Raw genomic sequence first — 26,072 nt, 5'->3', positions numbered from 1 at the left:
GCTTAGCTACTTACGTTCAACTTTACGACAGATAAGTCAAAATTGTTTCGAGCTTCATGCCGCGCGAGCCCTTTAATAAAATAATGGACTGCTCACTAGCATCAGCCTGTATTTTTTCAACGATTGGCATATAGTCTGTCTCGCTATAGATTATATGCTGCGCATCAAATGTTGCAGCCAGTTTGTCGTATAGCCATTTCATGCGAGTACCATATAAACAAATGTATTGCACAGCCGTTTTATCTATATATTTCGCCATATTTTCATGGAAGGCTTGCTCGTCATCTCCAAGCTCAAGCATGTCACCAAGCACAAGCCATTTTTCAGGTCGGATAGTCGTTGTTTGCATAAAATCAACTGCTGCGCGCATTGATGTTGGTGCAGCATTATAGGCATCATTTATAAATAATAATGTACCCTTTGGCACTAATTGCATGCGCATATTTGTTAATTCAATTTGTGCCAGTGCTGTGCGAATTTGCTCATCTGTTAAATTCATCGCTTTACATATAAGCATCGCAGCTAACGTATTTTTCACTTGATGCTTACCTAAAATAGGAATTGTAAAATCGCCTTGTATTAAACCATCTACCGTAAAGCTACTGCCCTCTTCCGTAGCTGTAATATGAGTGGCATAGAGCTCATGCTTCGTATTAAAGCCAAATGCTTTTGCCTCCGTATAGGCATCCTCCGCCACTAAATTGCACAATAACGGTTCGTCTCCATCGTAAATAAGGAAGCCCTCTTCGAGTAAGCCTTGCGTAATTTCATATTTCGCTTGTGCAATGCCCGCACGCGAGCCTAAATCTTGCATATGCGCTTCACCAATATTTGTAATAATGGCCAAATGTGGACGCGCAATACGGGCTAAAAGCTCAATTTCACCAAAACCACTCATGCCCATCTCTAGCACTGATATTTCCGTATCTTCATCAAGCTGTAAAATAGTAAGTGGCAGCCCTAACTGGTTATTGAAATTACCGATTGTTTTTTGCACTTTAAAATATGGCGCTAATGCACTCGCTACGATATCTTTAGCAGAAGTTTTGCCATTTGAGCCGGTAATACCGATAAATGTCGCCTTATGCTCACTGCGATAAGCAATAGCCATTTGTTGCAGCGCTTGCTCAGCATCATCAACAAAAATTAACGGCAGATCCTCTGGTGGATTTGGCTCATCGTTAAGCCATAAGGAAGCAGCAGCCCCTTTTTCAAATGCTTGCTCAACAAATTTATGACCATTCACTGATTCACCTCGAAATGGCACAAATAAATCTCCAGCTTGAATTGTACGAGTATCAATTGAAATACCTGTTACAACAACATCCTCATGTGTTTGCTCATCTATTTTTAACCATGTAGCTAACTGCTTTATTGTTTTTTTCACGTTTTATCCCACTCAATCTTTGTTGTACTGAAGCTGCTGCTTTTCTTCATAGCGCTCTACAGCTAATTGAATTAATCTATCTATTAATTGCGAATAAGGCACATCTGTATTTTGCCATAGCAATGGATACATGCTAAAAGGTGTAAAGCCCGGCATTGTATTCACTTCATTAATCAATACCTTATCTTCTGCTGTAACAAAGAAATCTGCACGTACAAGCCCTGCACAATCTAATATTTTAAATGCACGCTTTGCCATATCTTTTAGTTGCTCAGATGCTTGCGTAGAAAGTTCAGTAGGTATAATTAGCGCTGTTGAACCATCCTTATATTTTGAGTCGTATGTGTAAAATTCTGTTGTAGGTTTAATTTCACCCGCTACAGACACTTGTGGCTCATCATTGCCTAACACTCCTGCTTCAACCTCGCGGGCAACTATCCCTTGCTCAATAACTATTTTACGGTCATATTGAAGAGCAAGCTCCACTGCCTCGATTAGCTGCTCACTATTATTTACTTTACTAATTCCTACACTTGAACCTAAGTTTGCTGGCTTAACAAATAACGGCCAGATTAATTGCTTTTCACATTTTTCTACGATACTTTGCGGATTGCTCTTCCATTCACTTCGTATAAAATAAATATATGGAACTTGCTGTAAGCCTGCTATTTCAAACAACTGCTTCATGATAACCTTATCCATAGCAGCAGCAGAGCTTAATACGCCATTCCCAACATACGGAATATTTAATACTTCAAACAAGCCCTGTACTGTTCCATCTTCTCCATTTGTTCCGTGCAACAGCGGGAAAATGACATCAAATTGAATAGCATTATGCGCTTCAATAAATTCCGTAATATTATTTGGCTTGCTTTCTTCTCTAGTAAATTGTAATTGCCCCTCAGTTTCTACAGGAGCTGTTAATTGGGGACCTGTACGCCATTCACCGTCCAATGTAATATAAATGGGATACACTTCATAGCTAGTAAAATCGACAGCCTTAATAACCGCTGTTGCTGTCGATAGCGATACTTCATGCTCCGCAGATTTCCCGCCATATACTAACCCTATTTTTTTTACCATTTTATTTCCCCCTAATATTATCAATTAATCCTCACAAAACGTTCTAAAACTAACTAATTAATTAAAATCTGCTCATCATACGGCTGTTTAATAATATCATTCAAATCGTCCCAAACTTCATCTGGAAAATCGTAGTCCAGTAATGTTCTAATTTCAATGCTGTAACTGGAATTAGGCTTCTCTTGCTTGCTTAACGATAACAACGCGCCCTCCTTCATATAATGACGCCAAGAGCGCAATACATTTGCATCAATTGCTGGTATTCGTTTGGCAGATTTGCGTCGCCAGAAGTTACCAGTGCCTTCCTTTTCCCTCACCATTTGATTCAATAAATTGGCAATAAGATGCTCCACATCTGCCAAGAAGCGGAAATATATTTTAGTCATTTGATCTTCAGGCGCAGCATAGTAAATATAACGATTTTGTAACTTTTGGAAAAACGGCGAAGCAAGTGGCTCTTTTTTATGACCAATATACAAAAGCTCGGCCTGCTCTAGAGGCGTTAATTCATTTACTTGCTGCTCGTTGTGAAAATCTAATAAACATAAATCTCCTTTTAAATCCGTTCGTGCAAAGCCCGGTAAATCTTCTGTTGAAATAAAATCTAGCAGTGTATGCATATTAAAAGAACCATCTTCATAAGCGTGCTTTATTAAAAGTAAATTTTTTAATGATGCTGCAGAAGACAGAAATTGTTTATGTGTTAACCTACTGAATATCACAAAGTGGTCAACATCATTCATATGTACATACAAATGGTGCATATAATCCTCTGCCGCCCTCATTTTTCTTGCCACTGCCTACCCGCTCCTTCAATTCCAATAATACTCCTATTATATGCCTATTCCTTGTTTTTTTGAAACATTTTAAATAATGTATCGTCTCAATTCTTACCGATTCAAAAACAGCGACTTCTAACTAATAGCAAATATTTTACTTTCCTTAAGGTGCAATTGTAAAAAATCGAACAAACAACCGTTGTGATTGCTTGAAATTTCACTACATATTACTTAGTTTGCAGTATTTTTTCATATAATATGATAAAATCAATTACGCCTCGGCTAACTCGGTGAATATTCATGATACAGCTTAGTCGTTCGCACCAAAACTTTGAATTAACTACTCCAATAAGACGCAGGTCTTTTAAAAGGAGTTCCTTTTTTTCAGTGAGAGCTACAGCATTCACTGAATCAAATATCAATCATGCAATTAAGCACTTATGAATAAGGTGAATTTTATGGAAAATAATCGTCAATTTATGAAGCGTTTTGATTGGGCACTTGCTGTCATATTACTAATGTTTCTCGCCATTAGTTTATTAGCTATAGCATCTGCTCAGACAGGTGGACAATACGGAAATTATAATTTTGTGCCAAAGCAATTACAATGGTATCTCGTAGGTGCAATTATTATTTCCTTCGTTATGTATTTCGAGCCAGACCAATACAAAAAAATGTCTTGGTATTTATATGGTATAGGCATTTTACTGCTAGTCGTTCTTCTTTTCATGCCCGACGGTGTCGGACAAATTGCTGAAAAAAAAAATGGAGCTAAAAGCTGGTATCATATCCCCGGTGTAGGTAGTATTCAACCTTCAGAGTTTATGAAAACCTTTTTCATTTTAGCTACAGCGAGGTTAATTAGTAAGCATCATGAAAAGCATTTAATCAGGTCATTAAAAACAGATTTTATTTTACTTGCTAAAATCGGGATTACACTCATGATACCATTAGCTTTTATTATGCAGCAGCCCGATCTTGGTTCATCGCTTGTTTTTATCGCCATTACAGCAGCACTTATTATTGTAGCAGGTATTTCATGGAAAATCATATTACCTGTTATTGTTGGTGGTAGTGCTATAGGCGGTGCACTACTTTGGATGGCACTTTATATGCAGGATTTTTTAGAAAAAACATTTGGTTTCAAATCGTATCAATTTGCCCGCATTTATTCCTGGCTCGACCCATATTCGTATTCTTCAAATGAAGGTTATCATCTTATCACTTCGCTTAATGCGATTGGCTCAGGGGAAATTTTTGGTAAAGGCTTTCAAGGTCGAGAAGTATACGTATCAGAAAACCATACCGACTTTATTTTTGCAGTAATCGGCGAGGATTGGGGCTTTGTCGGAGCAAGCTTTGTTATTTGCTTATACTTCTTATTAATCTATCATTTAACTAAAACGACATTACTGCTGAAAGACCCATTTTGCACATATGTTTGTGCCGGTATCATCGCAATGATTACATTCCATGTTTTTGAAAACATCGGTATGACGATTCAACTTCTTCCAATTACAGGTATCCCATTGCCATTCATTAGCTATGGCGGAAGCTCGTTAATGGGGAATACACTCGCAATTGGGCTCGTCTTTAGTATGCGATTCCACTATAAAACATATATGTTCTCTGGTAATGACGATGATGAATAAAACCTTGTAGGGGCGTCTGAAAAGCGTGCAGAGGCAATGCTTTTCAGACGTTTTTGAAATAATACTTTTTTTAAAAGCTGAATTACACACCTTTAATATATTTGCGGCTGGTCCGTTTAATTGACGATTTTAATTTTTGTGATAAGGACATAGTTTTGTCCACGTGTTTTTATTGCTCGAAATATATGATACAACGAAGGAGCCGTCTCAAAATGATTTTTCAGACGGCTCCTTCACTCTTTCTTATGCTTGTTGTGCTTGTGGTGATTGTACTGGTGGTGTCAATACTTTCAAAAGCTCGATGCGAGATTTTGTAACAGTTGCGTTCACACCTAACTTAGATAAATTTGAAACAATTTTCTTTAAGTCGATTTCTTTCGCCATTTGCTCCACCTCAGCCTTTTTATAGAATATATCAATTATGCCTCCACTAACTCACTTCCAGATTTTTTGAGTAAAACCGAAAAAGCTTTTCTTTAAAATCTGTTACATTTACTAGAGGCCTACCCTAATTCAGTAGTAGTAATTAGGATAACGTTTTAGGATAGTAGAAAGTTTCACTCTTTAGAGGTCTGACTTGTTTTTCTATACATATCATACCATTAATTCTCACTTGAAAATTTATCAATTATGTTACAACTGCGTAAATTATTATTATCTAGCCTATATTAACTGTGACTGCAATTCTCTCTACCCACTTATACAATATGCTCCATTTCTATTATTTTATTCATCAAATTCTACATCAATTACTGGGGCTGTCCAAAAAGCCGTGCATAGCCGGCATTTTGGACAGTAGCGATGATGTTTCGCAAAATGTTGATTCCTATAAACAGAGAACGCCTCTTTTAAAAATGGGGTGAACAGCAGCGTTATCCTTCAGTAAAAGGGAAGCGATGAAAACATTGATTTCAATGCGATGGCAAAACAAAATGGACTTTTCGAACAACTCCTTTTTTGGGATGGTAATGGAAAACTTCCGTAACTGTGCTTGTCAGTACAAAATATGTGCTTCCGCTGTCTACTCCTTACAAAAAACATTACTACATCGAGATACCTTTCTTAAAACAGTCTACATATGCTACTATTATTTAAGGTATTGTACATATCTTTCGTGTATTCAAAAAATTAGGAAGTGGGTGCTGCTATGCTTACTGTTATAGAAACTAGCTTTGTTGCTCTTATTATTTTAGTGCTCAATATTTTATTTGCTATCGCAGTTATTTTTTTAGAGCGCAAAGACCCATCATCTTCATGGGCATGGCTATTAGTATTATTTTTCCTTCCGGTCGTTGGGTTCATGTTATATTTATTGCTCGGTAGACAGCTTAGTAAAAAGCATTTTTACCGTTGGGAAGGGCGCGAAAGCATCGGTATTAAAGCATTAATTGATTATCAAATTGAGGCTATTAAAGAAAATAAACTTGAATTTCGTGGAGAGCATATCGAAGCACATCAAGATTTAATTTATATGAATTTAATTACGAATCATGCTGTTTTAACACAAGATAATCATGTCGATATTTTAAATGATGGCACCGAAAAATTTGAGCGACTCATTCAAGATATTATGCATGCCAAAGACCATATTCATATTCAGTACTATATTTTCAAGCTTGATAATATAGGTAAGCGAATTTTTGATGCGACGGTTAAAAAGGCACGACAAGGTGTGAAAGTTCGCATCTTATATGACGAAATGGGGTCACGTAGTGTACGGAAAAAGCAGTTTAAAGAGCTGTTAAATCTCGGTGGGGAAATAGAAGTATTTTTCCCTTCTATCTTACCGCTTATTAATCCGCGTTTAAACTATCGAAACCATCGCAAAATCGTTGTAATTGATGGACGCATTGGCTATATTGGTGGATTTAATGTTGGAGACGAATATTTAGGCTTAAACAAAAAGTTTGGTTACTGGCGCGATACTCATTTACGTATTGAGGGAAGCGCCGTCCATCCTTTACAAACTCGCTTTTTACTCGATTGGAATCAAGCAAGTCACCATCATCGTGTAAAATATGCTGAGCGCTATTTTCCTGTTATCCCTCAAAAAGGAACAGCGGCACTACAAATTGTGTCAAGTGGACCTGATACAGATTGGACAGTTATTAAAAATGGCTACTTACGGTTAATTGCAGATGCCAAAAAATATATTTATATTCAATCACCGTATTTTATTCCTGATAGCAGCTTTTTAGATACGATTCGTATCGCCGCATTATCCGGAATCGATGTGCGAATTATGATTCCAAACAAACCAGACCATCCTTTTGTTTATTGGGCAAATTATTCATATGTAGGACTTTTGCTAAAAGCAGGTGCACGTATTTATCAATACAATAAAGGTTTCATTCATTCTAAAATGCTCGTAATCGACGATGAGGTTGCTTCAGTTGGTACAGCCAATATCGATGTGCGCAGCTTCAGTTTAAATTTCGAAGTCAACGCCTTTATTTACGACCGACCAATTGCGCATTATTTAGCAGAGGCATTTGAGTCAGATATTTTCGACAGTACTGAGTTAACAAAAGAAATTTACGATAATCGTTCAAACGTAGTAAAATTTAAAGAATCCATTTCTCGATTACTTTCACCCATTTTATAAGATGAATCTTTAATCGCTACACGTCCATCTACTGAATAAAAAAATGGCTGCTGAGAAAGCAGGCTCATCCCTGCATTTCTCAACAGCCATTTTATTATATTCGTGAAGTTTTTATTTGCTTAATAGCTCTTTTATTTTATTCCTAAATACTCTTCTAATGTTATGTCTGCTTCGAAAATTGCTTTTGCCATTTCAAGACCTATATAACGAAAATGCCATGATTCATACATATAGCCTGTAATGTTTTCCTTGCCCTGTGGGTAGCGTAAAATAAAGCCAAACTCATGAGCATGCTGATGTAGCCACTTTCCTGCAGCCGTTTCACCAAATTCACTTGTCAACCATAAGCTTTCGCGCCCTTTCTCCCCTATATCATAAGCAAGGCCTGTTTGATGCTCAGAATAACCCGGACGTGCACTATAACGATCTGCCGCTTTTTGTCCATCTCTGTTAACATAATTTGTATATAATGTTGTTTGATATTCATAGGAGCGAAAACCACTAAATGCTACAAGATTGAACCCTGCTGCCTTTGCACCCGCAAGCATTTTTTCTAATGCCACCTTCGCCTCAGAATTCTCTCCTGGATTATACGTCTTCGGTAAAGGGTACTCTTTATTTGCGATTAAAACACCCTTCACGTAAGTCGGTTCCGTTGGCTCAATATGCGTTACCGGATAGCCGCTTTCATCATACTCAGTTCGTTTTGGCTCCTCCTTTGATTCTACTGGCTGCTCCTCTTCCTCTAATTGCGTGCCATCTTTTTCATCTAACTCTTCTTGTTCATCTACTTCAGTAGGAAGCTCAGTAGAATTGTTATTTACATCCTGCTGCTCATCAACAGGCGACTGTAATGAAGGATTAGTTAATTCTTGCTTTTCTTTTACTGTCAACACAATGGCACTAATAATCAATAATGAAGTAATTGTAATAATAACGATTTTCCAAGTATCACTTGTTTTTTTCGTTCGATTGCCCCTCATTCCTGCGCCTACTTTCCTTACTTAATTTTCTATCACTTTGTAACTAAAATAAAAACTACGACAACTGTTGCCAAGCCAAAAAATATGGCTAAATTCCGCATCCACTTCGCTTCCTTCACATAGCCTTGACGCATAAAGCTACGATAGCGAAAGAAATTTGAAAATGTAAACATAACCGTTAAAAACAACACGGCTAAATTAAAATTTTGTTTAATAATAAAAAATATAGCTAGTGCACTACTAGCTATGACTAGTAGCATAGATATTACTTTCTCGTTCATAGTGTTTTCCCCATTATTTCTGCTCTGAATAATATTTTCGTCCGATATATGTTTGAATGATTAACAGCAAACCACCAATTGACCAATATAAAGGTAATGCCGCCATTGATGAAAATGAAATAATCACAATCATAATTGGTGAAATGTACATAAACATTTTCATTTGTGCCTTTTGTGCTTCAGGCACTGTCCATAACGATACTTGCGCTTGAACCATATACACAATTCCAGCAATAACCGGCATAATGATATCAGGTGAACCTAAACTGAACCATAAAAATGGATGTGACTTCACATCTGGTGAATATAAAATGGCATAGTAAAGTCCCATAATAATCGGCATTTGAATTAATATCGGTAAACAGCCCATATTTAATGGATTGATATTATGTTCACGGTAGAGTGCTAGCATTTCTTGTTGCATCTTCGCTTGCTCTTCCTTCGATTCAGCCTCTTTCATTTTTTGCTGGATTTCCTCCATTTTCGGCTTTACAATATCCATTTTCGACTTCATTGCTGCTTGCGCTCGGTAATTGCGTAGCATAAAGGGCATTAATATTAAACGAATACCTACTGTTATTGCAATAATAGCCATACCATAGCTTCCGTTAAATAGGTCATTCCCTAAAAAATCTAGCAATCGATCCATCGGCTTTACAAAAAAGCTATAAAAAAAACCTTCTTGGTTCTCGACTGCCTTACAGCCACTTAATAGTAAGCTTAGGCTTCCTAGCATACCGAACAGCATTATTTTTTTCATACGGTCACCTTCTAAAGTTGTTAATATGGTGAGTATACAGCAATCTTTTCATGTGCTCAATTATTTGACTATATCAATTACATCAAAGCTAACCTCAGCCTAAATTTTCCCGAGTTAATTGTAACACGGTTAACTCGCCTACGTCGTGCGAGGCTCGACTAGTTATTCAGTCATTACCATAGGTGGTGGTGTTAGACAAAAATTCCCTCTGTCATTTGATTAATCAAAATAAATAGAGCTGCTGAGATATATTTGCAATCCCAACAGCCACTTTTAAAAATATTAAACATTTTCTATCTTTTTATCAACCATTTCAAAGCGGTAAAAATTGTGATGCTGCTCATCTCGGAAATGCTTCGGCGTAACGCCAGTATATTTTTTAAAAATACGCGTAAAATAGCTTTGATTACAAAAATGGAATTGATTTGAAATGGAAGTAATGCTTTTATTCGTATGCCTCAAATAATACTGTGATTCTTCAACGCGACGGACGTTTAAATACTCAACCAATGTAATGCCAACATGTTCTCGGAAAATACGTGATAAATGACTTGTACTAATATGAAAGTTATTTGCAATATTTTCCACGGTTAAATCTGTTTCTAATTCATCATTTATATACATAATAACTTTATTAACAGTTTGATGGCTAAATGTCGGCTGCTTACGGTCCGCAATGAAATACACATAAAATTCTATTAAATCATCCGCGAACTGTAAAAATTCAGCATCCTTCATTTTATTTTCAATCATGTCAGCACAAGCTAAATTAAATGCAAATGCCTTTTTAGGAGGTACTTGATTATCGAGTAGCTTGCGTGCAACAATTGATGATAAAACCACAAAATAGTGGCGTACCGCTTTAATCATTTGTTTGCCGAAACGAATAGATAAAATATCAATTAATGCACGTAACGATTCTTTCGCCTTTGTCTCTTCTAAATGGTAAATTTCAAATAATAATCTCGACTCTATAGCAAAAAAATCTTCCACACCATCGTATTGATTAATATTATCAATTTCCTGAAAATAACGTTTAGATATTGTTCCTGCTATCGATTGTTGTGGTTGCATAATATATCCCATCTTTCCTAAAAAATACTCTCATACCTTCCTAGATTCTTAGTTGTTTAACAAGATGTATATTTTTGTCATAATCAATTACGCCTTTATATGTAGTTGCGTCCAGATGCTTTCAAGCTGTTTCATGGTAGTTAACCTAAAACCATCATGTCATGTGACAACTGTTAACTACCCTGCATGGCACAGGCTTCCCTTCAAAATCTGTGACATCTAGGCCAACCCAATGTTGGTCACTAAGTCGTTATTTTAGTATGCCATGTTCTTAGAGTCCCTATGATTCAGCAGGTGTTTGGACATTAGCTGAAATGAGTCAAATAAAGGCATTCATCTCGCTACCTACAGAGGTGGGAGATTTCTGTACCTGTCGCTACGCTTTCGGTACAAAAAATATTGCTGAAAGACGTTAAAACCATTACTCAGAAACTATATTTTCGCTAAATCATTAGATATTTTTTAGTAACTACAGTGAATATTACCATAATTTATGTTTTTTTATCAACCAATATTTTTTATTTCATTAGTTGATTTTTACTATTGTTTAAAAAGCTAAATTGCTATTCCCTTTATTTTACTAAAGCACTATTTTCATTTAGAACAAAAGCTAAAAGTCTTTAGCGAAAATATGAGTAAAGTCGAGACCCCAATCTACAATTAGATTTCTTTTAGCCCACGACGTCATTCATTATTATAGTAAACTTGACTCAACAACATCTAAACAAAACTTAAAGCTATATAAATATAAAAGAAGAAACAACATAGTTTTCCATTTTAAACCTAATGTAGAAAAATTAATCTATAAAATAACTTATTCAAATCCAATATAAAATAGGATGATTCTCCATTCATCCATATCATACAGTAGATTTTCATTGTAAACAGATTATTTTCACAGCTATAGCTTGCAAGAATAATTAAGCATACTGTAAATAAATCGTTTAAAATATCGAATTTTCCGAAAACTTTAGCATCTTTGTAGGAAAAAGCATGTAATCACTACATTATTCTCAAATCTGCTATAGCATAAATGTGAACAAATATAGTAAAATAGAGGATAAAGACTTTATTTATAAAAGAGGTGTCGTATCATGGATCCAAAACAAGTGGAAGAAATTATGGAAATTATTAAAGAATTTTTCCCTGAGGATACATCAATTGCAATTTCAAATACGGATGAATATTTATATTATCAACCCAGCAAAAGAGTTGACTTAAAAATTAAACCTGGCGATCCGGTAAAAAAGGGTTCCGCGGCATTTCAAGCTCTTACTTATGGGCAAAAAGTAAGCACCTATATAGAACCTGAGGTATTTGGAGTACCCTATTTCGGGATGAGCATTCCTTTAATGGAAGAAGGTGAAATGAAAGGCGCAATAACAGCCGTCTTCCCTCAAAAGCCGTCACCGTTTTTAACAAACTACATTACAATTAAAATAGACGACTGCTGGTACCCAATTAAACACAACCAAGTCATCTATTTAGAAACACAGCTACGTAAAACATATGTTAAAACAATGAATCGCGCAGGCTATCATCGCTTGAACTTAAGCGATTTGGAGCTATTTTTAGCGCCTGACTCTTTCATTCGTTGCCACAGGTCATACATCGTAAACATTGATTTTATTGATGAAATTCAACCAGACTCTCACTCAACGTTTTTACTTATTATGAAGGATGGGACACGTATCCCTGTAAGTCAGCGTTACGCAAGCTACTTCCGTCGCTCACTCGGCTTTTAAATAATTACGGACGCGGAATTGCCGCCAGAGGCTTAGACCAACATGATGTTGGTCACTCAGTCGTTATCTTAGTATGCATTATTCTTAGACTGAGTTCCTCTTTAATAGCGAGTGGGTGGACACCCGCTGAAATAGGTTTAATGCATATGACCTATAGGGGTTGAGACTTCTATATCTTTTACCTGTCGCTACGCTATCAATACAAAAAACATGTGCTTAAAGAAGCTAACATCAGTATCCGGTTATATTTACATACCGCTACAAAATCTCTAATATATCGCAAATTCTCTTTTTTTCTCGCTTAAACATTTTTTAAGCACTTTCATGTACAAGGTGAAGAATTTGTGACAATTTAGTGATAATATGTGGTGGTATGTATTTTAATAACTGTTTTTAAAAAACAGAAAATTCAAATTTCTTTTTAATTATGTCTTAGCCAAATCTGTCCAGATTGTTTCAAGCTTCATTATCACTTCTGCGACATCGGTCTAAGGCTTAGACTAACACCTATGTTGGTCATTCAGTCATTGCCACTAGATGTGGCTAAGTTCCTCTCAGCAAGTGTTGGAGCACTCGCTGAATTAGGTAAACGAAGCATTTTCTCTCTATCTTATATAGTAGAGAGAATCTTATGCGCTAGTCCAAATAAACTTTTTTTGCGAAGGAGGATTTTCAATGGATTCAAGAATTGAAAAACGCTTAGGGGTAAAAGAATTAGCTAATAAAATTGTTTCTGCTGCTGAAGCTGCTGCTCTTATTCAAGACGGCACTGTAGTAGGTATGAGTGGGTTTACACGTGCTGGTGACGCAAAAGTTGTACCAGAGGCCCTTGCAGAACGCGCAAAAAGCGAGCCATTAAAAATTGACGTTTACACAGGAGCATCACTTGGTCCAGAGGTTGACAATCATTTGGCAACTGTTGGTGCAATTCGCAAGCGTGGACCATTCATTGCAGATGCAGGTATTCGTAACTTAATTAACTCAGGTCAAGTAACTTATGTGGATGCACACCTTTCTCATAATGCTGAATTAGTACGTCAAGGAATTATTGGACCAATTAAGCACTTAATTATTGAGGCTGTTGCCATTACAGAAGATGGCTTAATCATTCCAACAAACTCAGTTGGAAACTCGCCTATTTTTGCACAATATGCAGAAAATATTATTGTAGAGTTAAATATTTCTCATCCAGAATCATTAGTAGGTATTCATGATATTTATATCCCTGGTGAGCAAGGTGCTCGTGAGCCAATTCCAATGACAAATATTCAGCAACGCATTGGTGAAATCGGGATTCGCGTGCCACTTGAAAAAATTCAAGCAATTGTTATTTCTGAAGAGCCAGACGCACCTTCATTAATCGTACCGCCAGATGAAGAAACAGAAACAATGGCAAATATTTTATTAGACTTCTTCCGTTCTGAAATTAAAGCAGGTCGCTTAACAAATAGCTTAATGCCTTTACAATCAGGTGTAGGTTCTGTTGCAAACGCTGTATTAGAAGGCTTTGCTGATTCAGAGTTTGAAGATTTAGTAGTTGCTTCTGAAGTATTACAGGATGCTGTATTCAACTTAATTGATGCAGGTAAAGTTAAATTTGCTGCTGCAACATCGATTACACTTACTGAAGAATTACAGAAAAAAGTGTATGGCAACCTAGAAAAATATGCTGATAAAGTAGTATTACGTTCACAAGAAATTTCGAACCACCCAGAGCTTATCCGCCGCTTAGGCTTAATCTCTATTAACACAGCGCTTGAGTTGGACATTTACGGAAATGTAAACTCTACTCACGTTTCAGGTACAAAAATGATGAACGGTATCGGTGGCTCAGGTGACTTCGCTCGTAACGCTCGTCTAGGTATTTTCGTAACAAAATCATACGCAAAAGGCGGCGCAATTTCTTCTATCGTACCAATGGTTTCTCACGTAGACCATACAGAGCACGATGTAGACGTAATCGTTACAGAGCAAGGTATTGCTGACCTACGTGGCTTAGCACCGAAAGAGCGTGCACAATTAATTATTGAAAACTGTGTACATCCAGACTTCAAAGAGCAATTACGCGATTACTATAACCGCGCTGTTGAAGCTACTGGTAACCACCAAACACCACATATTTTAGAAGAGGCTCTTTCTTGGCACGTAAATCTTGCTAAAAACAAAACAATGAAGCAAGAAGTACCTGCTCAAGCTTAAAAACCAATTACTCATGAGTATAATTGCGGCTAGTTTTGATTCAGCGGGTGCTTATACACTCACTGAATCAAGGCCAAATAAGCATTAATCTCACCATTTGTAGCTGTGGAAGTTTACTGCTGAATCAAAATAAAAAGACAAAATCTGTTCAATCAGATTTTGTCTTTTTTTATTGAAAAAATGATATAATTAATTATTGAGAAATATTATCAAATGGAGGCTTACTATGCGTTTCTTTATATATGCTATAATTTTCTTCTCATTTTTCGATTTATTTACACAGCTACCTGTGATGAGTACCTTTGCAGAATCTGTTGGTGCTACACCATTTATAGCAGGACTTGCTGTAGGTATGTATTCATTTTCTAATACATTCGGCAATATTTTATCAGGTTTTTGGACAGATAAAAAAGGACCGTTCCATGTTCTTGTGATTGGTTTATTGCTAACAGGGGGCTCCCTTTTATTATATAGACTGGTTGAGGAACCTATACTTCTATTAGCGATTCGTTTTGTTCATGGTCTAGTAGCTGGGTTTATTGTTCCTGCAGCCTTTACTTATTTAGCAAATGCTACAGAGCAAACAAAACGCGGGAAAAGCAGCGCAATTTCTGGAGCGTTTGTCGGGATTGCTGCAATTGTAGGACCCGCGTTTAGCGGCATTATGGCGAGCCGCCAAAGCGTACCGTTTGTTTTTGGCATTACGGCTACTTTCATGCTTATTTTAGGAATTTTAACGCTTGTTATACTGCGTAATACAAAGATTACTAAATCAAGCAAACAGGAGCGAATGATTCCTGTAAGCACATTTTTCCGCAACAGCGGAACCTTAAAAGCATTCACAGGTGCATTCTTCCTGATGTTTTCCCAAGGTGTTATTGCATATCAATTGCCTTTACATGTGCAATCACTAGGCTTTGACTCACGTATGAGTGGGATGCTGATGAGCACCTTTGGCATTGTAGCAGTACTCGTTTTTGTTTTACCGACAAACCGCATTTTTGATAAAGTGGCCCCTAGCTATACATTGGCAATTGGCATTGGTTTAATGGGCGTTAGCCAACTTATTTTAAGCCAATCAAATAACAGCGGCATGTTATACGCCGCACTTGCTTGCTATGGTATCGGATTCGGTCTATTATTCCCATCGATTAACTCTTTGTTAATCGACTCTACATCTTCTGAGGTACGAGGGAAAGCATATGGCTATTTCTATGCATTCTTCTCATTTGGTGTAGTTATCGGTTCATCTTTACTGGGATTACTTGCATTAAACCATACACAAGGCTTTATTTTAACGGGGATTATTTTATTAATTTTCGCTGGTGTAAGCTTAATTAACTTTAGCAAGGTAAAACAAGCTGCGCATTAAGATTGACTACTAGCTAATAAAACCATAAATTAGCTGTATAAGAAAGCTGAACATCTCCTTAGCACAGTGAAAAACTAACGTTATGCTATTTTATCCCGCATTAACGGATAGTAAGACTTCCGCTTCTAAGACTTAAGTAAAAATGCGCTAAGGGTAAGTGGGGATGGGGGAAACCTCCACTGATTGAAGTTTCACTTTATTTTAAATTCAAAAAAAGTTGCTAAACCCAATGTTATCCCATTTCCAAAGAAATTCTTTTCTATTTTATCCAGTGATTCCTTTGATGAAGCATCATCGAAAGCGTCTCAAAGGCAGGCAATGCGCTGCTTTTTGGGACGCTCCTCTTCGATAAAAAATCTAGCCTTACAACTTCTAAAAGAATATTGGTTGTTATTCCAATAAAAAAGTAAAGGTTGTTTGAAAGCGGCGTGCCTGCCTTCAAACAACCTTCTCCCATTTATTCGAGTATTATATTTCAATTTTTGCATTACGTTAATTCTTCTTGGTCATTTTCATTGTAGTATTGCACCGCTGTTTGTGCTCCTTCCGCAATCATATTATTTTCGCGAATTTCTGTCGTATTTGCGCTACCAGCGGTTTCAGCCAAATCTTGTAGCGGTGTTTCTTCCTCCATTGATGCTCCATTTCCTTTCATTCCATCCATCATTTCAGTCGCTTTAGCTTTAGCATCCTGAATATAGCCCATTAGCTTGTCTCTATTTTCCTTTTTACTTAAATAACTTGCTGCTCCTGCTACTAATCCTGCAATAACAACGCCTTTTCCTTTTAGTTTTGCCATTATGATTCCCTCCACTGTTCTTATTGTTATATGGAAGTTATACCCTACCGATTTATAGTTTAAACATTCTATCAGGCAGCTCACATCTAAAAGAAGTTAGATAGCGTCTATTTTAGTATATTTTTATGAAGAATGTTTCTATTTCTTTAATTTAGGGTATAAAAATAATATCAATGGAAAGGGGCGATGAAAAATGTTTAAATTTCAAGACATACAGTTTGGCGGACAAGAAGTATTATCAATACTAGGAGCTGCAGGCGTGTTAACATCGCTCGTGTACTTCTTTGTATTTTAATACGAATATTTAGACATTTTAAAGTTGAAAGAAAGGGCTTTAAAAGCAATGTTTGCAATCTTTAAAAGTTTATATTTCAATAAAAAAGCAAAGAGGTTATCCGAAAAGGCGGCGTATTAGCCAGTTCTCGGATAACCCTTTATTTTATGCCTTCACATCGTTATATGCATCACTTTTCTCGAAAGAAGCGACTACATAGGAGCAAATTGCATGCATTTTCAAATTATTTTCGCGTGCGTAGTCTGCTGCTTTATCTAACAGCTTTTTTGCTACCCCTTGTCCGCGCAATTGGTCTGATACGTATGTGTGATCCATATGCATCACACCGTCTCTCTCAGACCATGTAATCTCAGCTAAACGCTCGCCATTCTGCTCATATTCATAAGCTAAATGTCCATTATGATTGACTAAAGTAAATTCCACTATATCCATCCCCTTTAAATTATATTAATTACGCCTTGGCTAACTCTAGTCCAGACTTTTTAGAGCTTTCCCCTTCGAAATCTGTGACCTCTGCCTGAGCTGGGTTCAACATAATGTTGGTCACCCAATCGTCTGCACAGGTGTTACAGTGTTTTAGACTGTCATCCTCTGATTCAGCAGGTATCCCCACACACAAGTTATTTAAACCACGAAGAAATAGTTTCTATTAATTTATTAAAAAAGTTTTTTACACCATTCCAAAAACCTTCGTCTTGAAGAATAGGTGCAAACTTTTCTTCAATTGTTTTACTTAAATCAGATAACTGTGATGATAGCTTTGAAAAATCAATATCAAGCGAGCGAATACGATCCATTAAATCAATTAATAATTGACGGTCTTGCTCGCTCAAATTAATTTGCAATCGCGATAATTGCTCTTCTACAATTTGTTGAACTTCTTCACGAGATACAGGCTTTTGCTCTGCAATTACTTTTTTAATTTCCGTTAAAAGTTCTGCAACTTTCTCATCAGAAATACCAGCGCTATCCGCAATCGATGTCGCAATATTTAACTCCTCATTTGCTACATCTGTGCGCTCAATATCAAGCTTCTCGCCTGTTTTCACTTCGTATGCCTTATAAATACCTACTAAAGCTGAATGACCTGTCACTGGCTTCGGTGCTGCTATTTCTACAATTGCATCCTCGATTCCAGCTGTTACCATTGCATTGGCATAAATTTCAGCTGTTACTTCGGTAATATTTTCCGGTGTTAAAATACTAATAACTAGTCCTTTGCCCTCTTCTTGTCGCGTAATCTTTGCCGAAGAATACATGCGAGAGCTAGCATTACTATTTTTAATATATTGTACTAAATCATCACCAGATACAGTCACTTCATCAATTTCAGATTCTTCATTGACGCGAAATGCCGTTTTCATTATTTCTTTTTCCGCATCTGAAAGATTTGCACCGTATACAACAATTGGTACACCAAGTTTTTCATTTATTGGCTTTTGTGTTGTGGCGCTAGCAAGCGGCGCAAATACCGCTAAAGCTAACACTGTTATAACAAGCTTTATTATCCATTTTTGCTTCATATTTTTACTCCCCTCAAACACTTCACTATCTATTGTCGGTAATTCGTATTATCATACGTCTTTCCCTTGTCTATTAGTACGTGTTTAAAAGTAAAAGGTTGCAGGAAGCCTTGTAGTGCTTATAGAAGCTCTGTCCAGCCATCCTGTTGTTTAATTTTTCCTGCCTTCATTAATGAGCCTAGTGCCCGTTTAAAAGCGCCCTTACTCATCTCAAACATTTCCTGAATTTCCTCTGGTGTCGATTTATCACCAAATGGCATTTTGCCACCAACACTTTCTAAATAAGCGTAAATTTTCTCTGCATCATCACCTAAGCGCTCATGCTTACGAGGAAGTAACGAGCCATTAAGTGAGCCGTCTTCCTTTACATCAATCACGCGCACTTGTACGTCTTGTCCTAAGCGTGGCTCCGCCTTCATTTCTGATGAATGAACAAAAATGCGGTATGGCGTATCAATCCCAATTAAAAACGACCCTACAGGCAATAAGCGATACGGGCGTGCTATAATGTTTTTATTATACATTTCATCAAAAGCACCCTCATAAAGTTCATTCACTTTTTCCTCGGTTGCTAAGCGACCAAATAAATCACCGTTGCGGTCTGTGCGAAGCGTCATAAATAAATGGTCACCGGGCTGCGGCCAAAGCTCTTGTAATGCAGGTAAATCCTCCGCTTTAACAATTACTTCACGTGATGTTCCAATATCAACAACTGCACCTTCACGAGTTACTTTTAGGACACGTGCCCAATTGTACTGTCCTTCTAAAATTGTTGGTAAAGCTGTTGTTGCTTGCAACTCTCCTCGGCGGTCTGCATATAAAAATACGGTAATGCGCTCCCCTGCAGCGACTGTCTCCGCCACTTCCGACATATTTAACGGAATTTCTGCATCACCGTTTGTTAATACATAGCGAGAGCCTTGTTGTTCCAATACAGTTAATTCTACAACTTGCCCTGAGCGTAATTCATTCATCTTTCGCAAATTCCTTTCTGCGTCTTATATATTTTGCTGTGCCTTCATTGCATCTAGCTTTGCTACAAAGTCCTTCTCTTCTTCCATTAGTTGTACCAAATCTGCAATTCGGTCAATTGCATTCCAGCTTAAATGGTGTTCGATTCCTTCAACGTCCTCATAGATACGCTCCTCGTCTACACCAATAATACGTAAAAATTCCTCTAGTAAATCATGCCTTTGTACAAGTCGTTTACCTAATTTTTCCCCTTTTGGTGTAAGTGTTAAACCTCTATATTTTTCGTATACTAAGTAGCCGTCTTTATCTAACTTCTGAACCATTTTTGTAACAGACGAAGGTAGAACAGATAATGCTTCTGCGATGTCGGACACTCGTGCATACCCTTTATTGTCAATTAATAAATAAATTTGCTCGATATGATCCTCCATACTTGGTGTTGGCATATCCGATAACCCCTCTCTTTCATATCAATTAGCCCCTGGTTAACTCTAGTCCAGTTTTTTGGAGCTATTTAACCTGCATTACGCAGGCCTCTCTTCAAAATCTGTGACATCTTCCAGAATCTTAACTTGAATCAGCAGAAATTTAAGACTTCCTCTAATTTAATAGCTTTTCTTACATTTTTCCCAGCACTTATAGATGCAGGTAGACTTTTGCTGATTTTAGTTAACTATCTTCAGTTTACTACATATTCAGGCGAAAAGTTAACTGAAAACGGTGATGTTCTAGAGGGCTATTGAAAAAATAGATATTTGCATGCTTTTTCTAATAATCACAGACGCTTTTATTAAGTATTTTCTACTAATGGTTTCTTTTTTAGATGGATTTGAGAAAAGAAGTTACTTATAGTATTGTTTCTGTATTAGTATTTTCAAATCAAAATAGGGAGATATAAATGAGCGTAAAAATAAAATACCAATGGCGCATCACAAAATATAATCCAATCCACCGAAACGAGCATGGATATTACACAATAAGCTCTGAATGGACTAGCTCTTCAGATATTGGGAAATATATGTATGATGGACTATTAACATTGGAAAATTACATCAAGGTTGAAACTGCCTATATTGATACAATTATAAGGTTTTTAGAGGCGAACAACATAAAGTCGATATGGATTCCTACAGTAACTTATATTGATACCAATAAAGAGTCCACCTTGTATGACAAAGAATTTGACAAGCTTTACTTACAGGATGACCAAGAAGTTTCTATAGCGCACGTTGGTCTAATTGCTAAAATGGTGCTACGAGAATTCATTCATTGTAATTTTATAACAAGGAACTTCTTTGTCCATTTTGGCTACGATTACTATTTATACATCGGCTCAAATAGCTACTACGATGAACCATTGAGATTCACTGAAGCACAAAATTTATTTGTAGAGGAAATGATTTCACCTTATTATACAGAAGAGAAAGATATGGTAAGGTCTGTGATTTGGACCAATATCGAAGATGATGTGGTCATTGGACAAGAAATATTACGAAATATTTCATTAAAGGAATACCAGAAATCATTGCGTCTTTCAACACTTCATCCTGTAACAGGTTCCTTTTCAATAACAAAAGATAATTTTGAGTTCTTCCAGAGCAAAATGCATCATCAAATGGATTTTACTAAGTATAACTATTATTTAGATTCAGAGTATTCACCTAATTGTAAAACAGCCCTCAATTAGCATATTGGCTAATTGAGGGCTGTTTTTGTAATCATTTGTTGTGATTAAAATCTTGTCCAACTTCATAAATCGCACGGATAATTTCTTTATTAATCGTCTCAATATTTTGTGGTGTGTTTAATACGTTGAACGCTTCAGCTCTTGCTACGTTTGATGTAACATAGTGCGGTGGTAAATTATTTAATGCTTCGGCAACAATATTCATTTCACATCGTTCACAATGACAAAACGTTTGATACTCTACTCCATAAAGCAAAAATCGAACGAGTCCACGGACAATTTCTTCAGTAACATTCATTAAAAATGGTTGTGTCATTTACATCGCCTCAATCGCTCATGTACTATGAAGCTCCCAAAAGTTTTGTGCTAGTACATCTTTAAATCTGTTTCCTTATCATATAACATCATATATTATGTTGCAAATAACTTGTTCGCCACTATAAAAATAAAAATTCAATCTGTAAAATAATGAGAGGTCTTTCTATAACCTAGTTTCATATCACTTTCATTTCACCTATCCATTGCTATATAAACGAATTTTTAGTATTTTAGAAAAATAATACTTACAATTAAGTAAAATACACTAAAATAAAAAGTGCATGAAATCAAAAATTTCCAATTTGATTTCATGCATTTTATTAGTTATGGGAGTCATCTTAAAAATCAAACTTCTCCACAGCACAGTAAAAAATTAGCTATACGCTTATTTTAAATTCAAAAAAACCGCTGAGCCCAGTGTTTTATCCCATTTCCAAAGAAGCTTTCCTAGATGAAACACCACCGAAAGCGTCCCAGAAGCTGGTAATGCACTGCTTTTAGGACGCCCCTGCCTACTGTTTATTCAGTAAACGTAGTGAGTTTAATACGACAAGCAATGTCGCACCCATATCTGCAAAAATCGCAATCCATAGTGTGAGCCAGCCTGGAATAACTAGCAATAAGGCAATTAGTTTTAGTAATAAAGCAAAAGCAATATTTTGTTTAATGATTGACAATGCTTTTTTACTTAAGCGCATCGTATACGGAAGCTTTGTTAAATCGTCGCCCATTAGCACGATATCGGCTGTTTCTAATGCTGCGTCTGTGCCCGCGCCGCCCATTGCAATACCGACAGATGCTGTTGCAAGTGCAGGCGCATCGTTCACGCCATCCCCTACCATCGCCACCTTGCCGTATTGCCCTTGCAATTCTTTGACCGCTTGCAATTTATGCTCTGGCAGCAAGCCTGCTCGCACATCTGTAATGCCAAGATTCTTTGCAATTGTCTGTGCAGTTAATGGTGCATCGCCCGTTAACATTACGCTATGCTCAAGCTGTGAAACAACCTCTTTACTTTCCTGACGCAGTTGGTCAGCAATTGCTAATATACCGATACATTCACCATCGCGTGCTGCAACAATAACAGATTGCCCTTCAGCCGCGAAATCTGCAATTTGCTCTGTTAGCTCTTCATTAATAGATGCGAGTGAACTAATCCAATTGACACTACCTACTGCAATCTTATGCCCTTCCACCGTTGCATAAGCGCCTTTTCCAGTGACCGATTGGAAATCTGTAGCATTCGCTATTTCCACATGTAGTGCGGCAGCTTTTTTCAACACTGCCTGTGCCAATGGATGCTGAGATTTTTTTTCTACAGCACCAACTAGAGCTAATAATTCCTCCTTTGGAATTATCGTCGTGATAATTTGTGTTACTTCTGGTGTACCTTTCGTTAATGTGCCTGTTTTGTCGAAGGCAACTGCATTAATATGCCCTAACTCCTCTAGGTAAACACCACCTTTAATCAATACCCCATGTCTTGCGGCATTCCCAATCGCTGTAACAATTGCGACGGGTGTTGAGACAACTAATGCGCACGGACAGCCAACGACAAGCACCGCTAAGCCTTGATAAATCCATTCTAGCCAATTGCCTGTAATAAGCGATGGAATAATTGCGACAAGTATCGCCACAACGATAATCGCTGGTGTATAGTATTTCGCAAAACGGTCAACAAATTTTTGAGATGGTGCTTTTTCCGCCTGCGCTTCTTCTACTAAATGAATAATTTTTGCAATCGTTGTATCATGTACAAGCTTCGTTACTTTTACTTCAAGTGCACCCTCTTCATTCAATGTGCCTGCGAATACCTCGTCATTTAGCGTTTTATGAACGGGAATCGACTCACCTGTAATGGACGCTTGATTGACAGCAGATGTACCACTTATAACAATACCATCCATTGCAATTTTTTGCCCCGGCTTAACGATAAGAATATCTCCAATTTGAACATCCTCTGTCGGAACCTCTATCTCATGCATATGGTCGCCATGTGTGCGCTTAATCAACGCAATAGGTGGTGCAATATCCATTAATGTTTCGATAGATTGACGTGCCTTATTCATCGAATACGCCTCTAACGCTTCACTTACAGCGAATAAAAAGACAACAACTGCCGCCTCCTGCCACTCCCCAATAATAGCCGCACCAATAATTGCAATTGTCATTAATGTTTTCATATCGAATTCAAAACGTAGTAAATTTTTAAAGCCTGTTAAAAACATCGCATGCCCACCGACAACAATTGCCCCTATATAAAGACTTACGACAAGCGCACTGTCCTCTTCGTAAAATGAGCTCATTATAACAGCTGCAAGTACAAATAATAAAGAGAGACCTGCAAAAATATTCTCCTTACGCTTATAAAAAGGAATTGTTGTTTTTTGGCGGTCATTTATTGATTTAACTTTAATGCCATCAAAGGCACCTGCCTCTTCAAGCTGCTCAACAGTCGCGTCACCAACAACTGTTAGCTTTGCTGCACCAAAGTTGAGCTGTACGTCCTCAACAGTCGTAATGTCTCGAATATTACGCTCAAATTTTGCCGCACAATTGACACAAGACAGATTTTCAAGACGATATTGTTGCTCTTTTGTAGCCATTTTATCTGTCCTCCTCCGCATGCTCATAGGCAATTTTCACAATTTGATAAACATGGTCATCCGCTAATGAATAATAGACGAGCTTTCCTTCACGATGCGATTTGGCTAAACGATTTTCCTTTAAATAACGTAAATGATGGGAAGCTGTTGCCACAGACGAGCCAATAATTTCTGCAACATCACACACACATAACGCTTCTTCTATTGTTAACGCATAAGCAATCTTTAATCTTGTTTCATCCGCCAACGCTTTTAAAAACTTCGCCACATGCCCAAGCTCCGGCAACTGCCCCTGCACACGCGCCACCGTTTCTTCATTGCTTTTCGTTACTTCACAAACATCCTTCATGCCCCGCTCACCTCATTCAAATATCCATTTGATTGTAGTATATAATATATGCACGAAACATTCAAATGTTTATTTGAATGTTGGGAGGGCTGTCCAAAAAGCCGTGCAGTCGCCGGCATTTTGGACAGTGGTGATGGTGTTTGAATAAAATATTAGCTTATTGAAATAGTGGAGGCTTATTTTGAAAATGAGGAAAACATGGGATTAGCAGCGATAAAAAGGACAAAATATACAATTATAAGTTCCGTATACAATCCATTTTACCCTTAAAATTCCATAGAAATATGTTACAATTTTAAACGGAGGTGGTAATAGTGAAAAAAACAATAAAATATTCACTGATAATAGCTTTACTGTTCGTATCAATCTTGATGCCCATTCATACCAACGCATTTACTGATGGAGAAGAAAATCTAGATGTTTATACTGAAGCGTCTAATGATTCCATCGTCCCTTACGCAGATTTTATCTATAGTAATAAGGTCAAAAATGATATGGGGTTTGCTTGTCGTGCATTTGCGCGAACATCAACGAATCATGTTGCATCATTATTAGAAACACCATTTATTAACGAAAATGATGAACTAAACTCTACTGATACTTCTATAGAATTATTTAATGTTAATTTAACAAGTGAAGTTAGAACATCTAAACAAGGTTCGAGAATCGTCATGGTCGCTGGCAATCACTTAACTAATCATGGCTATTGCCATATTTTTATGCGTCATATGGAAAATTCAAATGGCAATAAAAAGTATTCAGTTAATGGTGTTTCTCAGTTTACAATAGCTCGATATCCATCTCATATAATGGATATTATTATGGATGTTGTAGATGGCACTACACTCTTAGTACCTGATACAAGTAAGAATGGTAGGTATTACAAAATAAAAACTATCGGCGAAGAAGGTAATCAAAATGTAAAAGTTATTTTACAGCGCGGCTCTAGCATGACTGGATTTGAAGCATACGATTGGGTAGTTATCACTACATATCCAGTTTTCTAATTAGTTAATTTATACTGATTATTCCTACAAGTATTAATTGATTTTTTAACATCATCTCATCAATTTATGATAGATTGATGAGATGATGTATTTACATTTTCAAGGAGGAAATATAATGGAAAGAAAGAAAATTTTTATTGATCAAACAATCGGAAAAAAAAAGCTTGATACAAGTAAAATGGACGAATGGACGCCTGAGGATTGGAAGGAATACTTCCCAGATGAAAGTGAGTATACAGGCATTCAAGTTGATTTAATTCAACATAAAGACTTTTATTTAAAAGTCACATTAATTTATATCCATGAAACTGAAAAAAATACATATATAGAATTCGAGGCACAAAATAAACTACCAAATGATATTCTTATCCAATTTGGCAAATGGCGGATGGACAATCAAGGGTTTGACTTATCGAAACGGACCCCCATATTAATTCCAACAAGACTTGAATCAATTGCCTTTTCAGAGCATGTACACTTTATGTTCATGGAGAGTGGCTTTGCGATGGAAGTTGATATTTTAGATGCTACTAGTTTAGAGGTTTTAGAAGCGTATGATATTGAAGTCAAAGTATATCATAGCTAGCTATTTGCAC

At 36.9% G+C, this 26,072-nt stretch carries 24 protein-coding genes; 8 read left to right on the top strand and 16 right to left on the bottom strand.

Annotated features, from left to right (window positions below; all coding sequences use genetic code 11):
• Positions 1 to 22: 22 nt before the first annotated feature.
• Genes murF through MHB51_RS14325 form a run of 3 tightly spaced genes read right to left on the bottom strand, consistent with a single transcriptional unit; the run spans position 23 to position 3,267 of the window.
• Positions 23 to 1,387 (bottom strand): UDP-N-acetylmuramoyl-tripeptide--D-alanyl-D-alanine ligase, encoded by a 1,365-nt coding sequence (gene murF, locus MHB51_RS14335; protein ID WP_342558437.1) that lies wholly within the window; start codon positions 1,385 to 1,387, stop codon positions 23 to 25.
• Between the two features lie 12 nt (positions 1,388 to 1,399).
• Positions 1,400 to 2,470, bottom strand: a complete 1,071-nt coding sequence (locus tag MHB51_RS14330) for a D-alanine--D-alanine ligase (RefSeq protein WP_066169122.1) — start codon at positions 2,468 to 2,470, stop codon at positions 1,400 to 1,402.
• Between the two features lie 53 nt (positions 2,471 to 2,523).
• Positions 2,524 to 3,267 carry a hypothetical protein gene (locus MHB51_RS14325; protein WP_342558436.1) on the bottom strand — a complete coding sequence of 248 codons (744 nt, stop codon included), beginning with the start codon at positions 3,265 to 3,267 and terminating at the stop codon, positions 2,524 to 2,526.
• 440 nt (positions 3,268 to 3,707) lie between these two features.
• Here MHB51_RS14325 and MHB51_RS14320 point away from each other — a divergent pair, with 440 nt between their 5' ends.
• Positions 3,708 to 4,901: an FtsW/RodA/SpoVE family cell cycle protein gene (locus MHB51_RS14320; RefSeq protein ID WP_066169125.1), complete on the top strand. Its 1,194-nt coding sequence runs from the start codon at positions 3,708 to 3,710 to the stop codon at positions 4,899 to 4,901.
• Positions 4,902 to 5,144: 243 nt separating this feature from the next.
• Here the strand turns inward: MHB51_RS14320 and MHB51_RS14315 are convergent, their stop codons facing one another.
• A complete protein-coding gene (locus MHB51_RS14315) occupies positions 5,145 to 5,285 on the bottom strand; it encodes an Lmo0850 family protein (RefSeq protein WP_201261946.1) in 141 nt (46 codons plus the stop codon).
• Positions 5,286 to 6,048: 763 nt separating this feature from the next.
• Between MHB51_RS14315 and cls the strand changes: the two genes are divergently transcribed.
• Positions 6,049 to 7,506, top strand: coding sequence for a cardiolipin synthase (gene cls, locus MHB51_RS14310; RefSeq protein ID WP_066169127.1), 1,458 nt, complete (start codon positions 6,049 to 6,051; stop codon positions 7,504 to 7,506).
• A gap of 131 nt (positions 7,507 to 7,637) precedes the next feature.
• On the opposite strand, the gene MHB51_RS14305 is transcribed toward cls, so the two are convergent.
• The 4 genes from MHB51_RS14305 to MHB51_RS14290 all read right to left on the bottom strand — a co-directional run bounded on the left by MHB51_RS14305 (position 7,638) and on the right by MHB51_RS14290 (position 10,607).
• Positions 7,638 to 8,489: a M15 family metallopeptidase gene (locus MHB51_RS14305; RefSeq protein ID WP_342471790.1), complete on the bottom strand. Its 852-nt coding sequence runs from the start codon at positions 8,487 to 8,489 to the stop codon at positions 7,638 to 7,640.
• Positions 8,490 to 8,521: 32 nt separating this feature from the next.
• Positions 8,522 to 8,770 carry a hypothetical protein gene (locus MHB51_RS14300; RefSeq protein WP_107943342.1) on the bottom strand — a complete coding sequence of 83 codons (249 nt, stop codon included), beginning with the start codon at positions 8,768 to 8,770 and terminating at the stop codon, positions 8,522 to 8,524.
• A gap of 13 nt (positions 8,771 to 8,783) precedes the next feature.
• The gene (yidC, locus tag MHB51_RS14295; protein ID WP_342558435.1) at positions 8,784 to 9,530 is read right to left on the bottom strand and encodes a membrane protein insertase YidC; all 747 of its coding nucleotides are present in this window, start codon (positions 9,528 to 9,530) and stop codon (positions 8,784 to 8,786) included.
• A 282-nt stretch (positions 9,531 to 9,812) separates the two neighbouring features.
• Complete coding sequence (locus MHB51_RS14290; RefSeq protein ID WP_107943467.1) at positions 9,813 to 10,607, bottom strand: helix-turn-helix transcriptional regulator; 795 nt, start codon at positions 10,605 to 10,607, stop codon at positions 9,813 to 9,815.
• Between the two features lie 1,091 nt (positions 10,608 to 11,698).
• On the opposite strand from MHB51_RS14290, the gene MHB51_RS14285 reads away from it, so the two are divergent.
• The 3 genes from MHB51_RS14285 to MHB51_RS14275 all read left to right on the top strand — a co-directional run bounded on the left by MHB51_RS14285 (position 11,699) and on the right by MHB51_RS14275 (position 15,920).
• The gene (locus MHB51_RS14285) at positions 11,699 to 12,349 is read left to right on the top strand and encodes a LytTR family DNA-binding domain-containing protein (protein WP_066169137.1); all 651 of its coding nucleotides are present in this window, start codon (positions 11,699 to 11,701) and stop codon (positions 12,347 to 12,349) included.
• Between the two features lie 675 nt (positions 12,350 to 13,024).
• Entirely contained in the window at positions 13,025 to 14,548 is a 1,524-nt protein-coding gene (locus MHB51_RS14280) for a succinate CoA transferase (RefSeq protein ID WP_066169138.1), read from the top strand.
• A 226-nt stretch (positions 14,549 to 14,774) separates the two neighbouring features.
• Positions 14,775 to 15,920, top strand: coding sequence for an MFS transporter (locus tag MHB51_RS14275; protein ID WP_107943343.1), 1,146 nt, complete (start codon positions 14,775 to 14,777; stop codon positions 15,918 to 15,920).
• 487 nt (positions 15,921 to 16,407) lie between these two features.
• Here MHB51_RS14275 and MHB51_RS14270 read toward each other — a convergent pair whose 3' ends face one another.
• The 5 genes from MHB51_RS14270 to mntR all read right to left on the bottom strand — a co-directional run bounded on the left by MHB51_RS14270 (position 16,408) and on the right by mntR (position 19,955).
• Positions 16,408 to 16,719 carry a hypothetical protein gene (locus MHB51_RS14270; RefSeq protein ID WP_066169143.1) on the bottom strand — a complete coding sequence of 104 codons (312 nt, stop codon included), beginning with the start codon at positions 16,717 to 16,719 and terminating at the stop codon, positions 16,408 to 16,410.
• A 439-nt stretch (positions 16,720 to 17,158) separates the two neighbouring features.
• Positions 17,159 to 17,437, bottom strand: a complete 279-nt coding sequence (locus MHB51_RS14265) for a GNAT family N-acetyltransferase (protein WP_235616067.1) — start codon at positions 17,435 to 17,437, stop codon at positions 17,159 to 17,161.
• A 197-nt stretch (positions 17,438 to 17,634) separates the two neighbouring features.
• Positions 17,635 to 18,537 carry a DUF1002 domain-containing protein gene (locus tag MHB51_RS14260; RefSeq protein ID WP_066169147.1) on the bottom strand — a complete coding sequence of 301 codons (903 nt, stop codon included), beginning with the start codon at positions 18,535 to 18,537 and terminating at the stop codon, positions 17,635 to 17,637.
• Positions 18,538 to 18,656: 119 nt separating this feature from the next.
• Entirely contained in the window at positions 18,657 to 19,511 is an 855-nt protein-coding gene (locus tag MHB51_RS14255) for a S1-like domain-containing RNA-binding protein (RefSeq protein WP_342558434.1), read from the bottom strand.
• Positions 19,512 to 19,535: 24 nt separating this feature from the next.
• Positions 19,536 to 19,955 carry a transcriptional regulator MntR gene (mntR, locus tag MHB51_RS14250; RefSeq protein WP_066169152.1) on the bottom strand — a complete coding sequence of 140 codons (420 nt, stop codon included), beginning with the start codon at positions 19,953 to 19,955 and terminating at the stop codon, positions 19,536 to 19,538.
• Positions 19,956 to 20,407: 452 nt separating this feature from the next.
• On the opposite strand from mntR, the gene MHB51_RS14245 reads away from it, so the two are divergent.
• A complete protein-coding gene (locus MHB51_RS14245) occupies positions 20,408 to 21,196 on the top strand; it encodes a hypothetical protein (protein ID WP_342558433.1) in 789 nt (262 codons plus the stop codon).
• Between the two features lie 31 nt (positions 21,197 to 21,227).
• On the opposite strand, the gene MHB51_RS14240 is transcribed toward MHB51_RS14245, so the two are convergent.
• From MHB51_RS14240 to MHB51_RS14230, 3 genes are all read right to left on the bottom strand, one after another.
• Positions 21,228 to 21,512 (bottom strand): late competence development ComFB family protein, encoded by a 285-nt coding sequence (locus tag MHB51_RS14240; protein ID WP_066169156.1) that lies wholly within the window; start codon positions 21,510 to 21,512, stop codon positions 21,228 to 21,230.
• A 514-nt stretch (positions 21,513 to 22,026) separates the two neighbouring features.
• The gene (locus tag MHB51_RS14235) at positions 22,027 to 24,120 is read right to left on the bottom strand and encodes a heavy metal translocating P-type ATPase (protein WP_342558432.1); all 2,094 of its coding nucleotides are present in this window, start codon (positions 24,118 to 24,120) and stop codon (positions 22,027 to 22,029) included.
• A gap of 1 nt (position 24,121) precedes the next feature.
• A complete protein-coding gene (locus tag MHB51_RS14230; protein WP_342558431.1) occupies positions 24,122 to 24,469 on the bottom strand; it encodes a metalloregulator ArsR/SmtB family transcription factor in 348 nt (115 codons plus the stop codon).
• A 314-nt stretch (positions 24,470 to 24,783) separates the two neighbouring features.
• On the opposite strand from MHB51_RS14230, the gene MHB51_RS14225 reads away from it, so the two are divergent.
• The gene (locus MHB51_RS14225; RefSeq protein ID WP_342558430.1) at positions 24,784 to 25,476 is read left to right on the top strand and encodes a hypothetical protein; all 693 of its coding nucleotides are present in this window, start codon (positions 24,784 to 24,786) and stop codon (positions 25,474 to 25,476) included.
• A 115-nt stretch (positions 25,477 to 25,591) separates the two neighbouring features.
• The gene (locus tag MHB51_RS14220; RefSeq protein WP_342558429.1) at positions 25,592 to 26,062 is read left to right on the top strand and encodes a hypothetical protein; all 471 of its coding nucleotides are present in this window, start codon (positions 25,592 to 25,594) and stop codon (positions 26,060 to 26,062) included.
• Positions 26,063 to 26,072: the final 10 nt, after the last annotated feature.

This window comes from Metasolibacillus sp. FSL K6-0083 (assembly GCF_038630865.1).
Taxonomy (GTDB): Bacteria; Bacillota; Bacilli; order Bacillales_A; family Planococcaceae; genus Metasolibacillus; species Metasolibacillus fluoroglycofenilyticus.
The sequence above is the reverse complement of the archived record's forward strand: the minus strand, read 5'-3'. Positions and strand labels throughout refer to the sequence as shown.

Coding starts and splice junctions, on each gene's coding strand:
- MHB51_RS14260 (WP_066169147.1), bottom strand. CDS start 18,537: ATGAAGCAAAAATGGATAATAAAGCTTGTTATAACAGTGTTAGCTTTA.
- MHB51_RS14275 (WP_107943343.1), top strand. CDS start 14,775: ATGCGTTTCTTTATATATGCTATAATTTTCTTCTCATTTTTCGATTTA.
- MHB51_RS14315 (WP_201261946.1), bottom strand. CDS start 5,285: ATGGCGAAAGAAATCGACTTAAAGAAAATTGTTTCAAATTTATCTAAG.
- MHB51_RS14305 (WP_342471790.1), bottom strand. CDS start 8,489: ATGAGGGGCAATCGAACGAAAAAAACAAGTGATACTTGGAAAATCGTT.
- MHB51_RS14320 (WP_066169125.1), top strand. CDS start 3,708: ATGGAAAATAATCGTCAATTTATGAAGCGTTTTGATTGGGCACTTGCT.
- MHB51_RS14220 (WP_342558429.1), top strand. CDS start 25,592: ATGGAAAGAAAGAAAATTTTTATTGATCAAACAATCGGAAAAAAAAAG.
- mntR (WP_066169152.1), bottom strand. CDS start 19,955: ATGCCAACACCAAGTATGGAGGATCATATCGAGCAAATTTATTTATTA.
- MHB51_RS14285 (WP_066169137.1), top strand. CDS start 11,699: ATGGATCCAAAACAAGTGGAAGAAATTATGGAAATTATTAAAGAATTT.
- MHB51_RS14280 (WP_066169138.1), top strand. CDS start 13,025: ATGGATTCAAGAATTGAAAAACGCTTAGGGGTAAAAGAATTAGCTAAT.
- MHB51_RS14245 (WP_342558433.1), top strand. CDS start 20,408: ATGAGCGTAAAAATAAAATACCAATGGCGCATCACAAAATATAATCCA.
- MHB51_RS14235 (WP_342558432.1), bottom strand. CDS start 24,120: ATGGCTACAAAAGAGCAACAATATCGTCTTGAAAATCTGTCTTGTGTC.
- MHB51_RS14300 (WP_107943342.1), bottom strand. CDS start 8,770: ATGAACGAGAAAGTAATATCTATGCTACTAGTCATAGCTAGTAGTGCA.
- MHB51_RS14270 (WP_066169143.1), bottom strand. CDS start 16,719: ATGGCAAAACTAAAAGGAAAAGGCGTTGTTATTGCAGGATTAGTAGCA.
- cls (WP_066169127.1), top strand. CDS start 6,049: ATGCTTACTGTTATAGAAACTAGCTTTGTTGCTCTTATTATTTTAGTG.
- yidC (WP_342558435.1), bottom strand. CDS start 9,530: ATGAAAAAAATAATGCTGTTCGGTATGCTAGGAAGCCTAAGCTTACTA.
- MHB51_RS14330 (WP_066169122.1), bottom strand. CDS start 2,470: ATGGTAAAAAAAATAGGGTTAGTATATGGCGGGAAATCTGCGGAGCAT.
- MHB51_RS14240 (WP_066169156.1), bottom strand. CDS start 21,512: ATGACACAACCATTTTTAATGAATGTTACTGAAGAAATTGTCCGTGGA.
- MHB51_RS14230 (WP_342558431.1), bottom strand. CDS start 24,469: ATGAAGGATGTTTGTGAAGTAACGAAAAGCAATGAAGAAACGGTGGCG.
- MHB51_RS14255 (WP_342558434.1), bottom strand. CDS start 19,511: ATGAATGAATTACGCTCAGGGCAAGTTGTAGAATTAACTGTATTGGAA.